Raw genomic sequence first — 13,861 nt, 5'->3', positions numbered from 1 at the left:
CGAGATGTTCGCGAGTATGGACGACCAGCGGCGCACGCTTCTCGACCGCCAAATCGCGGATCTGGAGGCGCGGATTGAACAGACCATCGCTGCAGACGATGAACTGGCCGCAACTGCCGGTATCCTGCGGTCCGTCCCCGGGGTCGGCCCGGTTGCCAGCTCGATGTTGATCGCCGAGATGCCAGAACTTGGTCAGATCACAGGCGAGCAGGCCGCCGCGCTCGCGGGCCTCGCACCGATTGCACACGACAGCAGAGCGATGCGTGGTAAGCGCGCTATCGGCGGAGGGCGACGACTGCTCAGGCACGTAATATTCCAGGCGGCCCTCGTTGCCAGCCACCACAATCAGGTCCTGAAAACCTTCGCGGATCGTCTGCGTGCCGCAGGTAAACCACACAAGGTCGTCATTGTCGCCGTCGCCCGAAAGCTTGTGACCATCGCAAATGCCCTCGTCAAATCAGGGCAAAAATGGACGCCTCATCCAGAATGAACAATACAGTTGCTAGCAATCAAGCATCCGTATTATTTCAGGCCGAAGTCGAAATGTTCCCCCACAAATCGTATTCTCCCGCCTCGTCCACGGTCACGGATACGACATCGCCGGGGTTCAGGGTCTCGAAATTCCGGTCGATGAACAGGTTGCCGTCGATCTCGGGGGCGTCGGCCATGGTGCGGCAGGTGGCGGCGTCGGAGTCGACCTCGTCCACGATGACTTGCAGGGTCTGGCCGACCTTGGCGGCCAGTTTGGCCTCGGAAATCGCCTGGGCCTTGGCCATGAAGCGGTTCCAGCGGTCCTGTTTTACCGCGTCGGGCACATGGTCTGGCAGGGCGTTTGAGCGTGCACCGGCGACGTTTTCGTATTGAAAACAGCCGACGCGATCCAGCTGCGCCTCGTCCATCCAGTCCAGCAGGGTCTGGAATTCGGCCTCGGTTTCGCCGGGATAGCCGACGATAAAGGTGCTGCGCAGGGTGATGCCTGGGCAGGTGGCGCGCCATGCAGCGATTTCATCCAGCGTGCGGGCGGCGGCGGCGGGGCGCGCCATACGTTTCAGCGTGTCCGGGTGGGCGTGCTGAAACGGGATGTCCAGATAGGGCAGAACGCCATTGGCCGGGTCCGCCATCAGCGGCACCAGATCGCGCACGAACGGATAGGGATAGACGTAATGCAGCCGCACCCAGGCCCCGAGGCTGCCCAGATCGCGGGCCAGCGGGATGATCGGGTGCTTGTGGTCGCGGTCGCGCGTGTCGGTGCCATAGGCGCTCGTGTCCTGAGAAATCACCAGCAGTTCGCGCACGCCGTTTTCCACCAGCTTTTCCGCCTCGCGCAGCACGGCGCGGGCCGGGCGGCTGGCCAGTTTGCCGCGCATGTCGGGGATGATGCAGAACTTGCACTTGTGGTTACAGCCCTCGGAGATCTTGAGATAGCTGTAGTGGCGCGGGGTCAGCGACACGCTGGTGGCGGGCAGCAGGTCGATGAACGGGTCGGGATCGGGCGGCACGCTGGCATGGACCGCGTCCAGCACCTGTTCGTATTGCTGCGGTCCGGTCACCGCCAGAATGCGGGGATGGTGCTCGCGGATGTAATCCGGCTCGGCCCCCAGACAGCCGGTGACGATGACTTTGCCGTTCTCGGTCAGCGCCTCGCCGATGGCATCCAGGCTTTCGGCCTTGGCGCTGTCGAGAAACCCACAGGTGTTGACGATGACCGCATCGGCCCCGGCATAGTCGGGCGAGATGCCGTAACCTTCGGCGCGCAGGCGGGTCAGAATGCGTTCGCTGTCGACCAGCGCCTTGGGACAGCCCAGCGATACCATGCCGATGGTCGGCTGACCGGCACGGGGGGTGTCGGACAGGCGGGCGCGGGGGGCGAGGTCGGGGCGCAGGTCTGGTGGGTTTGTGCTCATCCCCGGGCGTATAGACCTGCGCGGCGGCGCTGCCTAGCCCCGCTGTTGGCAGCCCGTGCGGAGGGCGCTAGGGTCGGGGCGCATTTGCAGGGAGCACGGTATGCGGTGGTTGGTTCGAATTCTGGGCGTGGTTATTGTGGCGGTGATTGTCGCCGTTGTCGGGCTGCTGATGCTGCCGGGCGAGCGAATCGCGCGGATCGCGGCGGATCAGGTGCAGGCGCGCACCGGGCGGGCGCTGGACATCGGCGGCGAGGTATCGGTGACCCTGTGGCCGGTGCTGGGCGTGACCACCGGGCCGGTACGGCTGGCGAATGCGGAATGGGCCGGGGATCAGCCGATGCTGGTCGCACAGGGCCTGTCGATTGCGGTGGGCGCGCCCGAGTTGCTGCGCGGCGAGATCCGGGTGATCGGGATCACCGCGGACCAGCCGGTGCTGCGGTTGCAGAGCCGCGCCGACGGGCGGGGCAACTGGGAGTTCGGGGCCGGGGCACCGGACACCGGGGCGAGCAGCGCCGCGGGGCAAAGCGCGGCAGCGGCGTCGGCCCCGGTCACTTTGGAGCGGCTGGAGCTGAGCGATGCCACGGTCAGCTATGCCGATGACGGTACCGAGCTGGCGCGGCTGGACAAGGCCGACCTGACGCTGCGCTGGCCGGATCGCGACGGACCCGCCGAGATCGACGCGGTTCTGCGCCCGGCGGGGGCACCGGTGACGCTGACCGCGCGCTTGCCGCAACCGGGGGCGTTGATGGAGGGGGCGGTGGCGCCGCTGACGCTGCGGGCCGAGATGGCGGGCGGCACGGTGGCGTTTGACGGCCAGGCCGCGATCAGTGGCGCGGCGGCGGGACGGCTGGTGGTCGAAACCACGGACAGTGCGGCGATGCTGGCCGTCTTGGGGCAGACCGGCGCGTCGGTGCCGCAGGGCATGGGACGGGTTGCGGCACTTTCGGCGGATCTGACCTATACCAACGACGGTCGGGTGTCGCTGCGCGATCTGGCGGTGCAGCTGGATGCCAACCGGCTGACGGGTGCGGTCGATGTCGTGTTGCGCGAGGTGCCGCAGGTGACCGCGCAGCTGCAGGCCGGGGTGCTGGACCTGCGCGGCCCGGCGGCATCCACGACCGGCGGTGGGGGCGGAGCTGCGGCTCCGGGCACGGCGAACGAGGGGTGGTCGCGCGAGGCGATCGACGCCAGTGCGCTGGGGGTGCTGGATGCGGATATCAGCCTGACGGTGCAGGGGATGCAACTGCCGGATCTGACGCTGGGCGCAACACAGGCACGGCTGCGGCTGGATCGGTCGCGCGCGGTGTTGGACCTGGCGCGGGTTGCGGTGTTTGACGGGACTGTGAGCGGGCAATTGGTGGCCAACAATCGCAATGGGCTGTCGGTGGGAGGCAAGCTGGCGGCCGACGGGATCGACATCCAGCAGATGCAGCGAGACCTGATGGGGCTGGAGCGGATTCAGGGCAGGGCGGTGGCGGATCTGGAGTTTCTGGGCGTCGGAAATTCGGTGGATGCCATCATGCGCTCGCTGTCGGGCAAGGGCGGGTTGCGGATGGGGCGCGGCGTGATCCTGGGGTTCGATCTGGACCGGCTGATGCAAAACGGGCAGGGCGGCGGCGGAACCACGGTGTTTGACAGCCTGTCCGCCAGCTACACCTTGCAGAACGGAGACCTTATCAACCGGGACTTGCTGGTCAGCCTGAAAAATTTCCGGGCCGATGGGGACGGGCGCATCGGGCTGGGCGGGCGCGACATCGACTATCTGTTCACGCCGGTGGCGTTGAGGGCCAATTCGGGTCAGGGGCTGGCTCTGCCGATCCGGATCAAGGGACCGTGGGGCGCGCCGCGGATCATTCCGGATTTCGAGGCGGCGGCCAAGGCGCGGGCCGATGTCGAACTGCGGGCATTGGAAGACAGGGCCAAGGCCCAGTTGCAACAGAAGCTGGAACAGGAACTGGATGTGAAGGTGCAAGATGGTCAGGACCCCGAAGAGGTGCTGAAAGATCGGCTGGAGGATGAGGCCAAGAAAGGGTTGTTGAAACTTCTGGGGCGCGACTGAGCGCGCCGTCGGGGGCGGGGCAGCGGCCCCGCCGCCACCAAGGATCAGATCGTCTGGTCGTAGTCGCCCACCGACGGTTCGGTGCGGATCACCGCGTCGATATCGGCAAAGATCGCGCGCATTTCCGCGTCGCTTTGCGGGCTTTCGCAGACCACCACCAGGTTCGGCGTATTGGACGAGGCACGCACAAGACCCCAGGCCCCGTTGTCCAGGATCACCCGCGCGCCGTTCACCGTCACCACCTGTTTGATCGCGCGGCCGGCGATTGTGCCGCCGTCTTCGGCGCGTTTGACCAGCTTGGCGACCAGCCGGTCCAGCACATCGTATTTCTCGGTATCGGCGCACCAGGGCGACATGGTGGGTGTGGCAAAGGTCTGTGGCAGCGCCTTGCGCAGGTCGGACATGGATTTGTCCGGGTTGCGGTCCATCAGCTTGCAGATCTCCACCGCCACCCGCAGCCCGCAGTCATAGCCGCGCCCGATCGGCTCGGCCAGGAAATAGTGGCCGGATTTCTCGAACCCCGCCAGCGCCCCGATGTCCTTGACCCGGCGTTTCATGTGCGAATGGCCGGTTTTCCAGTAATCCGCCTTTATGTCATATTTCAGCAGTTCCGGGTCGCTGGCGAACAGGCCGGTGGATTTGACATCGGCGACAAAGGTGGAGCCGGGGTAGATCCTGGCCAGGTCGCGGGCCATGATCACACCGACCTTGTCGGCAAAGATCTCTTCGCCTTCGTCATCCACCACGCCACACCGGTCGCCATCGCCATCGAACCCCAGCGCGAAATCCGCGCCCGAGGCGCGCACGCTGTCGGCCATGTCGTGCAGCATTTCCATCGCTTCGGGATTCGGGTTGTAATGCGGAAACGTGTAATCCAGTTCGTTATGGCTGGGCACGACCTGGACCCCGATGCGTTCGAACAGCTCGGGCGCGAAGGCGGATGCGGTGCCGTTGCCGGTGGCGCAGACCACCTTGAGCGGGCGGGACATTTTGAAATCGCCCACCAGATCGTCGAGATACGCCTCGCGCACGCCATCGACGAATTCATAGACCCCGCCGGGGCGGGTCTGGCCCAGCCCGTTCAGCACGATATCGCGCAGTTCCGCCATCTCGTCCGGGCCGTGGGTCAGGGGGCGTTCAAAGCCCATCTTGACCCCGGTCCAGCCGTTTGGATTGTGGCTGGCGGTGACCATGGCGACAGCGGGCGCATCCAGGTGGAACTGGCTGAAATAGGCCATCGGCGACACGGCCGGGCCGATATCGCGTACGGCGATGCCGGCCTGCATCAGCCCCAACATCAGCGCGTTCTTGATCGACAGCGAATAGTCGCGATAATCGTTGCCCACCGCAATTTCTGGCCGGATGCCGCGACGGTGCATCTGGGTGCCCAGCCCCAGCCCCAGCGCGGTCATGCCGGGCAGGTTGATTTCGTCGGGATATTTCCAGCGCGCGTCATATTCGCGAAAGCCCGTGGGGGCGATCATCGGGTCGCGCAGAAAGTTCCAGGTGTTCGGTGTCACCGTGGCGGCAGGTTTGGTCATGTATAAAGTCTCGAAATTCGGTGTTTCAGATTTGGATGGGGTTGGCTTTGGCGATGGCGTCAAGCTGCATCAGCGTTTCGATCAGCCCCGGCATCTGGTCCAGATAGATCATGTTGGGTCCGTCGCTGGGCGAGGTGTCGGGATCCTGATGGGTTTCGAGAAAGATCGCGGCAACACCGATGGCGGCGGCGGCGCGGGCCATCACCGGGGCAAATTCGCGCTGCCCGCCCGAACTGCCGCCCTGCCCGCCCGGCTGCTGGACCGAGTGGGTGGCGTCCATCACCACGGGGTAACCCGTTTTGGCCATGATCGGCAGGCTGCGCATGTCCGCGACCAGGGTATTGTAGCCAAAGGAAACACCGCGTTCGGTGAGCAGGATACGGTCGTTGCCGGTGCTTTCGATCTTGGCCACTACGTTGGCCATGTCCCAGGGGGCGAGAAACTGTCCCTTCTTGACGTTGATCGCGGCCTTGGTGGCACCGGCGGCCAACAGCATATCGGTCTGTCGACACAGAAAGGCGGGGATCTGCAGGATATCGACGACCTCGGCCACGGGGGTGCATTGATCGGCGGTGTGCACATCGGTCAGCACCGGCACACCGGCCTGCGTCTTGACCTGCTCGAGCACCCGAAGGCCGTCGTCGATGCCAATGCCGCGCTTGCCGCCAAGGCTGGTGCGGTTGGCCTTGTCAAAGCTGGCCTTGAAGACATATTGCGCGCCTGCGGCGGCGCAGGCGGATTTCATCGCGGTGGCGATCATCAGCGCATGATCGGCGCTTTCCAACTGGCAGGGACCGGCGATGATGGTCAGCGGGCGGTCGTTTCCGATCGTCAGGTCGGCGACTTGGACATGGGTCATGATTAGGATGTTACCTGTTCGCGCAAGATCGATGCGGTGAGAGAGATCATCAGATAGATGCCCGAAAAGATCAGAAATGCAAGGATAGTGTCCTCGAATTTGCGCGGATAGCTGGGATCCTGGCTGGGGACCGGGTTCACCGAGACGGTGAGATAGCGTACCTGGCGGTTGGCCTCCATGCGGGTCTGTTCGACCTGTTGCAGGGCCGATTGCAGCATCATGTCGCGCGTGGCGAGGTCGGCCTGGGCCATTTGTATGCGCACCGAGAGTTGCGCCAGCGAATTCTCGCCGTTGGAGGCATCGATCATGCGTGCATTCAGCCGATCCAGCAGGTCCTGCAGCCGCCCGATATCGCCGCGTGCGCCGTCGACCTTGGCCTGGTTGGGGCGGGTATTGTCCAGCAGGGCCGCCAGCTGCAGCTGTTTTTCCTGCAACTGTATCTCGATGTTGTTGATCTGGCTGCGTAGCCCGGCGATCACCCCCTCGGGGTCGAGTATGGCCCCTTTTTGCTGCAGCTGCACCAGGCTTTCCTGCGCCTTGCGGCGTTCTTTCTGGGCGTTCTCAAAGCCCTGCATCGCGTCCTGCATCTGATCGCCGCGTTTCTGATGAGACAGGTTGTTGACGCGGTCCTCGGCGTAGGAAATCAGATTAGTCGAGAAAGCGGCGCTGATTTGGGGATCGGGGGCAATGACCTCCATGCGGATCACGCCTTCTGTCGGGTCGTACCCGATCTTGACGTTCTTTCTGTAGGTTTTATAGGCGGTTTCGTTGCTGGCATCGGCCGGGAGACGCTGGATCGGGTCGATCCAGTCCTGACTGAACTCGGCCTGAAAACCCAGATCCCGATCCAGGCGCAACATTGCGTCCTTGGATTGCAGATAGGACTGCACGGCGATGGAATCCTGGCTGGTGGCGAATTGGGTTCCGGTCAACAGACCACCCAGTCCGCCGCCGCCGACATTATCCGCCTGCAGGATCAGGAACTCGGACTTGGCCGAATACATCGGCGTCGCGATTTTGTAGAAATAAAACCCCACCAGTGCCGTGGGCAGCAGCACGAACGCCGTCAGCCGGGCCAGCAGCATCGCCAGCTTGCGGCGTCGGCGCCGTGCGATGTCGCGCTGGATTTCGCTGATCTGCCGGTTGCGCATCTCTGCCGGGCTGAGTTCGGTCGAGGGCAGGGATTGTGCGCCGCGCGGCACGGTCTGGGGCAGCTGGACCTGGCGCGGTTGCGCCGCCTTTTCCGAGTCTTCCCGTTCCGGGTCCGGAAGGCTGGCAAACGCGCCCGGCGCTCCGCCTTCATGAGGCTCTGCGCCGCCCTGGGGCACCACCAGCTCTAACATCTGCGCCCGTTTGAACGGGTCGATGCCATGCTGGCGCAACAACCGCACCGCATCGTAATCCGATGTCGCGGGCAGATCGTGTTTTTGCGCCACCCGTCGCGCCATGCGCAATTGCCGTCCGGTCAAACCCTCGTTCTGAATGGCGTCGATCTCGGACGCGGCCCGCGTCAGCGGCGGGTCGCTATCCGGTGGTGTGGCCGCCGCAGGGGGGGCGGCAGCGGATTTGGAGCGCACGCTGACTTTGGGGGCGACCGCGGCGGTGTCGGCGGGTTTCGGCGTTTGCGCAGACGCAGACGCCCCCGGCGCTTCGGACCCGATGTCCGGCAGGTCGGTCGCGGTGTCCGGATTACGCCGTATGCGGAATTTTCTAGCCTTGGGTTTCATAGTCATACAGCCGTTTTGCCTCTTCCAAGGTGTCGAACATGTGAAGGCGCCCGTCCATCAGAACCGCCGCCGACGTCGCAAATTTTTCCAAGGTTTCGGCCTGATGCGACACGATGATGATCGTTGTGGTTTTCAACCGCTCCTGCAGGATCGCGCCCGCTTTGCGGTTGAACTCTACGTCCGTGGTGCCGGGCATGCCCTCGTCGATCAGGTAGATGTCGAAATCCAGCGCCAGCATCAAGGCAAACGAGAACCGCGCCCTCATGCCGGACGAGTAGGTGCCAAGCGGCTGGTCGAAATATTCGCCCAGACCGCACAGCCAGCGGCAATAGGCTTCGACGTAGTCAGGATCAAGGCCATAGATCTTGGCGATATAGCGGGCGTTTTCCATCGCCGAGACCTTGCTGACCACGCCGCCCATAAAGCCCAGCGGAAACGAGATGTTGCAGCCGCGCCGGATTTCGCCCTCGTCCGGTTTCTCCAGCCCGGCCATCATGTTGATCAGCGTCGTCTTGCCAGTGCCGTTGGGCGCGAGAACACCCATCGACTTGCCCAGTTCGACCCGGAACGACACCCGGTCCAGGATCACCTTGCGTTGCGATCCGGTCCAGAAGGATTTGCTGACGTTTTCAAATTCGAGCATCGGTTTGTGGCAAAGGGCCTTATCTTGTGAGCGGTTGCGGTGCAAAGTGTTGCGATCTTCGGTAGCAGAGGAGTGTTAACGGGATGTCATCTCCCATCGGTTGCATTATGTCGAATTGTGAAACAAATAGCCAAGATCTTCACGGGCACACCATGCGCTACATGTGCCTTTTGTGGAACGGGCCGCATGGATCGGAGCCCAACGGGCGGGGGCGGATGCGCCTGTGGAGGCGATTGTTTCGCGCCCCCCCCCGATCACATGGCGGCGGCGGGGGCCTGGCAACCAGGTATCGACAATGTCCGCGCTGATCTCCCGGATCCGCGCCTGCACCCTGTGCGCCACCCGGTTCGCCGCCACTGCCACGGCCCATGCGCCGCGCCCGGTGGTATGGTTTCGCCCCGGCGCAAAGCTGTTGATCGCCGGGCAGGCCCCGGGGGCGCGGGTTCACGCCTCTGGCCGCCCCTTTACCGACCCGTCCGGCGATCGGCTGCGCGATTGGCTGGGGATCGATGAGGCGACGTTTTACGATCTGGACCGGATCGCAGTGGTGCCAATGGCGTTCTGTTTTCCAGGGTATGATGCAAAGAAGGCCGATCTGCCGCCGCCGCCGGTCTGCGCGAAAACCTGGCATGACAAGGTGATGGCGAATCTTGGCGATGTCCCGCTGACCGTTCTGGTCGGCGCACATGCGCAGCGCTGGCATCTGGGTGTGCGCGGACCGGTGACACAGGTGGTGGCCGGATGGCGAGACCATGCGCCGCGCCTGTTTCCCTTGCCCCACCCGTCCTGGCGCAATACCGGGTGGCTGAAGAAAAACCCGTGGTTTGAAGCCGACTTGCTGCCGGTTCTGCGCGGACGGGTGCAGGAGGTTCTGGGATGAGCGAAACGACACCTTTGGATGCGGCCCATGCCGCGATGCAGGCCGCGCCCGAGGACGATGCCGCGCGGTTGCGGTTCTACGAGCGTCTGGGCGATTGCGAATTGTTCCTGCTGCTGACCGAAGAAGCGCGTGGCGAAAACCTGTCTCCGGAGCTGTTTGAGGTCGCCGACGGGCGGTTTGTGCTGGCCTTTGATCGTGCCGACCGGCTGGCGCAATTCGCTGCGCGGCCCGCGCCCTATGCGGTGCTGTCGGGGCGGGCGCTGGCGCGGATGCTGGCGGACCCGGGCCTTGGGCTGGGGTTGAACCTGGACGTGGCGCCGTCGAGCATTCTGATCCCGCCCGAGGCGATGACCTGGCTGGCGGCAACGTTGGACAACGCGCCGCAAGAGGTGACGTCGGGGATCAGGTCCGTGGCCACGCCGACGGGGTTGCCGCAATCCGTGCTGTCGGCGCTGGGCGACAAGCTGGCGATGGCGGCGGGGTTGGGGCGCGCCGCCTATCTGAGTGATGTCACCTATGCGGATGGCAGTCGCGGGCATTTGCTGGGGTTCATCGACGCACCCGAGCGCGCGCAGGGGGCGCTGGCCCAGGCCGTGACCGAGGCGCTGACCTTTTCCAACATCGAGGCCGGGGCGCTGGACGTGGGGTTCTTTGCCAGCGGCGACGCCATCGCCGGGCCATTGGCACAGCATGGATTGCGGTTCGACCTGCCCCGGGTGCCGGACGGCGAACCGGCCCCGGCGCGCACCGCCCCCGGCAGCGACCCCGACCGTCCGCCCATTCTGCGTTGAACTGAAACATTTGCCCGGTTTTGGCTCACGGCCGATCCGGTTTCGTCACAGCCGCGAGAGGGTGTCTATGCATTGCCGCCGCAGTGCATAGGGTAGTTGGGCACGGTCGACATCGGGTCGGCGCGAAACTCTCTGGAGGAACCTCGATGAAACGATTTGCCTTAGGGTTTGCCATGGCGGCGACCCTGTCCTTTCCGGCCTTTGCGGGCGAGCAATATATCGACGCTACGGGGTTTGCCGTGTCGGGTTACGATGTGGTTGCGTATCGCGGATTGCCGCAGAACCCGGTCGGCACGCCGCAGCCTGAGGGCGTGGCGGGCCGCGCCGACATCACGGCTGACTACAACGGTGCCACATTTGCCTTTGCCACCGCTGCGAACCGCGACACTTTCCTGTCGGACCCGGCGAAATATGCGCCGCAGTACGATGGCCATTGCGCCTATGGAGTCAGCAAGGGCGGCAAGGTGCCCGGAAACCCGAACCTGTGGCGGATCGTGGACGACAAGCTGTACCTGAACATCACCAGGAACGTGGTCGGTTTCTGGGAAGAGGACATTCCGGGCAATATCACCCTGGCCGAAGGCAACTGGCCCGGAATCGAGCCGGGCGAGGCCTCGGAGAACCCGATCCCGAACTTTGTGTCCTCGGCCCCGGCGGAATAGTGAACCTGCGGCGATACAATGCCGCAAACCGCACGGTTCGTTGCGAAACCGTGTTGGCCATGTTCATCCCGACATCAGGAAAGACCTGCTGGACCGCCCGGCCCGCTGAAAACCCGGGTCGCGCGGCCATGGAAATCAACAACGCAGGCACACGAACAACGGCATGCTGTCGCCATAGGCTTTGAAATCAGGCCGCGGAAAATCGACAAGACAGATGTCTAGGACGCCGGGGGCACCTCAAAAAGCCTGGAGAATGCCTGTGACATCACGTCATTGCTCTCGTGAACCATGTCTTTGAGCGCGAGATCGGCCTGCTCGGGCAAGATGGTTCCATCAGGGTTCCTGCGTATCAACGCTGCGATATATTCCGGGGAGAATTCCGGGTGGAATTGTACTGAAAGGGCCCGGCCAGCATAGGCAAGCGCCGCCCAGGGGCAATGTGCATTTCCAGCCAGAGGGGTCGCGCCAGGCGGCAGGGTCACGATCTGGTCCCGATGAAAGGACAGCGCATGTATCGCCTCTTGGCCAAACCATGCGGTGCCATCGGGAGTGGTTTGATATTCGGTTTTTCCGATCGCCCAGCCCTGGTTGCACGGCGCCACATGTCCGCCCAATGCCTCTGCGATCAGCTGGTGTCCGAAGCAAACGCCGCCGATGGGAATGGCGTCATTGAAGGCCCGCAGTGCGAATGCCTGAAGGTTGTGGATCCAGGGCAGATCCTCATAGGCACTGAACAGCGAGCCGGTAATCAGGTAGCCGTCGTAATCGCCGACCGATTCAGGCAGCTCGCCTGCGTGAACTGGCATGCGGGAGAATTCAGCCCCCGGCAGCGAAGGCCGAAGCCAGTTTTCGAACATGTCGGCATAGGTTCCGGCAATGCCGAGCAGATCGGGAGCGGGGGTGTCCGCCTCCAGAATGCAAAGTCTCATGTGTGTTATTCCGGGATCTGTTTCAGTGAACGCCCAGCATGCGTGGGACGGCCAGCGACAATGCAGGGACGAAGGTAACGGCGATCATGATTGGCAGTGCGACGAAGAAGATCATCTGCAGGGCCGGGGTAATCGCGTGGTGGATGGACACCTTTCCGATCCGGCAGGCCATGTAGAGGATCGGCGCGACCGGCGGGCTGTTTGCTCCGATGACAACGGAACACGCCACGATAGAGCCAAAATGCACAGGGTCGACGCCGACACCAATCATCAACGGCATGAAAAGCGGGGCAATGACGACGGTGACCGAAAGATCGTCCATGATCATGCCGACAGAGATCAGGAAGGCGTTGACCAGAAGCAGGATCAGGATGCGGTTTTCAGTCAGTGCCGCCACCGCGCGGGTCAGATCCTGGGGCACGCCCTCGGCCACCATCACCCTTCCGATCATGAAGGAAAAGAGCAGGATGAAAATGATTGTTCCCGTGGTCTCTCCGGCCTCTACGAAGCTGTCCCACAAGCCGCGAAACGTAAGGTCCCGGTAGATGAAGAAACCGATGAAGATTGCCACGACGCAGGCGACGGCTGCCGCTTCGGTCGGGGTAAACACACCGCCATATATGCCACCCAGGATGATGACAGGCATGGACAGCGCCGGCAGCGCCTTGCCGAATGTCTTGCCGCCACTGTCCCGAGGGGGGACGTGGGCTCCGGCTTCTGCGACATCGGGAAGGAAGCGTTTGGCCATGAAGCGGTTGAATATTATCAGCCCGATAAGCAACAGGATGCCAGGCACCAGAGTCGCGGCAAAAAGCGCAGTGATCGACTGTCTGGTGACGACGCCAAAGAGGATCATGGTGAGAGATGGCGGGATCAGGATGCCCAGCAGCGATGACAGCCCCAGCAAGGCCGACGTATAGCCGCGGGGATAGCCACGCTTTGCCAGCGGATCGACCATGATCGTGCCGATCGAGGCGACCGCCGCCGTGGCCGTGCCCGAAATTGCCCCGAACACCCCGGACGACAACACAAGTGCCGCGCCCAGCCCGCCCTTGCGCCCGCGCACCATGAGCTCCATGAAGCCGATCAGGCGCCGCGCCACACCGCCGCTTTGCATAAGATATCCGGCCAGAACGAATAACGGCAGCGCAAGCAGGATCACCGAATCGAGCGAGCGAAACCCCTGCAGGAGCAATGTGGACGTTCCGACGTCATAGGCCCAGATCAGGAACATCAGCACGCCGGCAAAGCTCCATGCCACCGGTACACCAAACACCATCAGAACGATCAGAATGAGAATGGCCCAGATCGGTTCCATGGTCAGACCTCACTTTTCGGGTGTATCAGAGCGCTCGCCGCCTTGATGATGTCGCGCGCCGTATATGCGATTCCCAGCACGGCCGCCGTGACCACGGCTGCCTGCCCTGCGAAAAGCGGAATACTCAGTCCGGGTGTCACCTGAGGTCTGCGCAGAGCCCATTCGATCATGTCCCAGGACAGCGAAATAAAGAACAGCCCGAATATGAAGACGATCACTGAAACCGCCAGTTCATGTGCCGCCGAAAGCCGCTGACCGCGCAGTGACTGGGCGGTGAAGTCGACAGTGATATGTTCGCGGTTGCGCGATGCCACGACGGCGCCGATCATGTAGAGCCAGAGCGCGCTGAGCGTGGAAAGTTCCAGCATCCCGACCACGGACCATCCGAAGGCGTAGCGGGACAGGATCAGAAAGCTGATCAGACAAACTATGGCCGCGGTGCTGAGGAAGATCACGATCGACATCAGTCGCATCAGCCACCGGTCGAGAAATTTGAAAAGATTACGCATATTCCCCCCTGGCGGATAGCGGCGGCACCCCTCGTTTCA

General features: G+C 63.5%; 13 protein-coding genes. 5 read left to right on the top strand and 8 right to left on the bottom strand.

What is annotated here, in order from left to right; all coding sequences use genetic code 11:
• A partial coding sequence (locus NANH_RS27910; protein ID WP_161631368.1) for a transposase occupies window positions 1-490 on the top strand: 490 nt, incomplete at its 5' end.
• A gap of 37 nt (window positions 491-527) precedes the next feature.
• Here NANH_RS27910 and rimO read toward each other — a convergent pair.
• Window positions 528-1,904, bottom strand: coding sequence for a 30S ribosomal protein S12 methylthiotransferase RimO (gene rimO / locus NANH_RS0110580; RefSeq protein WP_027262016.1), 1,377 nt, complete (start codon window positions 1,902-1,904; stop codon window positions 528-530).
• Between the two features lie 100 nt (window positions 1,905-2,004).
• Here rimO and NANH_RS0110575 point away from each other — a divergent pair, with 100 nt between their 5' ends.
• A complete protein-coding gene (locus tag NANH_RS0110575; protein ID WP_027262015.1) occupies window positions 2,005-3,963 on the top strand; it encodes an AsmA family protein in 1,959 nt (652 codons plus the stop codon).
• A 44-nt stretch (window positions 3,964-4,007) separates the two neighbouring features.
• Here the strand turns inward: NANH_RS0110575 and NANH_RS0110570 are convergent, their stop codons facing one another.
• From NANH_RS0110570 to NANH_RS0110555, 4 genes are read right to left on the bottom strand one after another with little or no spacing between them, the layout of a single operon-like run.
• Entirely contained in the window at window positions 4,008-5,504 is a 1,497-nt protein-coding gene (locus NANH_RS0110570; protein ID WP_027262014.1) for a phosphomannomutase/phosphoglucomutase, read from the bottom strand.
• A 25-nt stretch (window positions 5,505-5,529) separates the two neighbouring features.
• Window positions 5,530-6,363, bottom strand: coding sequence for a 3-deoxy-8-phosphooctulonate synthase (kdsA, locus tag NANH_RS0110565; RefSeq protein WP_027262013.1), 834 nt, complete (start codon window positions 6,361-6,363; stop codon window positions 5,530-5,532).
• Between the two features lie 2 nt (window positions 6,364-6,365).
• Complete coding sequence (locus NANH_RS0110560; protein WP_027262012.1) at window positions 6,366-8,096, bottom strand: capsule biosynthesis protein; 1,731 nt, start codon at window positions 8,094-8,096, stop codon at window positions 6,366-6,368.
• Window positions 8,074-8,733, bottom strand: a complete 660-nt coding sequence (locus tag NANH_RS0110555) for an ABC transporter ATP-binding protein (protein ID WP_027262011.1) — start codon at window positions 8,731-8,733, stop codon at window positions 8,074-8,076. Before NANH_RS0110555 ends, NANH_RS0110560 begins: the two co-directional genes overlap by 23 nt.
• A 295-nt stretch (window positions 8,734-9,028) precedes the next feature.
• Here NANH_RS0110555 and NANH_RS0110550 point away from each other — a divergent pair, with 295 nt between their 5' ends.
• From NANH_RS0110550 to NANH_RS0110540, 3 genes are all read left to right on the top strand, one after another.
• Window positions 9,029-9,613 carry a uracil-DNA glycosylase family protein gene (locus NANH_RS0110550; protein WP_027262010.1) on the top strand — a complete coding sequence of 195 codons (585 nt, stop codon included), beginning with the start codon at window positions 9,029-9,031 and terminating at the stop codon, window positions 9,611-9,613.
• On the top strand, window positions 9,610-10,404 hold the full coding sequence (locus NANH_RS0110545) for an SseB family protein (protein ID WP_027262009.1): 795 nt from the start codon (window positions 9,610-9,612) through the stop codon (window positions 10,402-10,404). Before NANH_RS0110550 ends, NANH_RS0110545 begins: the two co-directional genes overlap by 4 nt.
• Window positions 10,405-10,550: 146 nt before the next feature.
• Window positions 10,551-11,066: a YHS domain-containing (seleno)protein gene (locus tag NANH_RS0110540; RefSeq protein WP_027262008.1), complete on the top strand. Its 516-nt coding sequence runs from the start codon at window positions 10,551-10,553 to the stop codon at window positions 11,064-11,066.
• Between the two features lie 218 nt (window positions 11,067-11,284).
• On the opposite strand, the gene NANH_RS25995 is transcribed toward NANH_RS0110540, so the two are convergent.
• Genes NANH_RS25995 through NANH_RS0110525 form a run of 3 tightly spaced genes read right to left on the bottom strand, consistent with a single transcriptional unit; the run spans window position 11,285 to window position 13,822 of the window.
• Complete coding sequence (locus tag NANH_RS25995; RefSeq protein WP_051372352.1) at window positions 11,285-11,995, bottom strand: type 1 glutamine amidotransferase; 711 nt, start codon at window positions 11,993-11,995, stop codon at window positions 11,285-11,287.
• Between the two features lie 22 nt (window positions 11,996-12,017).
• Window positions 12,018-13,313: a TRAP transporter large permease gene (locus NANH_RS0110530; RefSeq protein ID WP_027262007.1), complete on the bottom strand. Its 1,296-nt coding sequence runs from the start codon at window positions 13,311-13,313 to the stop codon at window positions 12,018-12,020.
• Between the two features lie 2 nt (window positions 13,314-13,315).
• Window positions 13,316-13,822 (bottom strand): TRAP transporter small permease, encoded by a 507-nt coding sequence (locus NANH_RS0110525; protein WP_027262006.1) that lies wholly within the window; start codon window positions 13,820-13,822, stop codon window positions 13,316-13,318.
• Window positions 13,823-13,861 lie beyond the last annotated feature (39 nt).

This window comes from Sedimentitalea nanhaiensis DSM 24252 (genome assembly GCF_000473225.1).
Classification (GTDB): domain Bacteria; phylum Pseudomonadota; class Alphaproteobacteria; order Rhodobacterales; family Rhodobacteraceae; genus Sedimentitalea; species Sedimentitalea nanhaiensis.
The sequence above is the reverse complement of the archived record's forward strand: the minus strand, read 5'-3'. Positions and strand labels throughout refer to the sequence as shown.

Coding starts and splice junctions, on each gene's coding strand:
- rimO (WP_027262016.1), bottom strand. CDS start 1,904: ATGAGCACAAACCCACCAGACCTGCGCCCCGACCTCGCCCCCCGCGCC.
- NANH_RS0110575 (WP_027262015.1), top strand. CDS start 2,005: ATGCGGTGGTTGGTTCGAATTCTGGGCGTGGTTATTGTGGCGGTGATT.
- NANH_RS0110570 (WP_027262014.1), bottom strand. CDS start 5,504: ATGACCAAACCTGCCGCCACGGTGACACCGAACACCTGGAACTTTCTG.
- kdsA (WP_027262013.1), bottom strand. CDS start 6,363: ATGACCCATGTCCAAGTCGCCGACCTGACGATCGGAAACGACCGCCCG.
- NANH_RS0110560 (WP_027262012.1), bottom strand. CDS start 8,096: ATGACTATGAAACCCAAGGCTAGAAAATTCCGCATACGGCGTAATCCG.
- NANH_RS0110555 (WP_027262011.1), bottom strand. CDS start 8,733: ATGCTCGAATTTGAAAACGTCAGCAAATCCTTCTGGACCGGATCGCAA.
- NANH_RS0110550 (WP_027262010.1), top strand. CDS start 9,029: ATGTCCGCGCTGATCTCCCGGATCCGCGCCTGCACCCTGTGCGCCACC.
- NANH_RS0110545 (WP_027262009.1), top strand. CDS start 9,610: ATGAGCGAAACGACACCTTTGGATGCGGCCCATGCCGCGATGCAGGCC.
- NANH_RS0110540 (WP_027262008.1), top strand. CDS start 10,551: ATGAAACGATTTGCCTTAGGGTTTGCCATGGCGGCGACCCTGTCCTTT.
- NANH_RS25995 (WP_051372352.1), bottom strand. CDS start 11,995: ATGAGACTTTGCATTCTGGAGGCGGACACCCCCGCTCCCGATCTGCTC.
- NANH_RS0110530 (WP_027262007.1), bottom strand. CDS start 13,313: ATGGAACCGATCTGGGCCATTCTCATTCTGATCGTTCTGATGGTGTTT.
- NANH_RS0110525 (WP_027262006.1), bottom strand. CDS start 13,822: ATGCGTAATCTTTTCAAATTTCTCGACCGGTGGCTGATGCGACTGATG.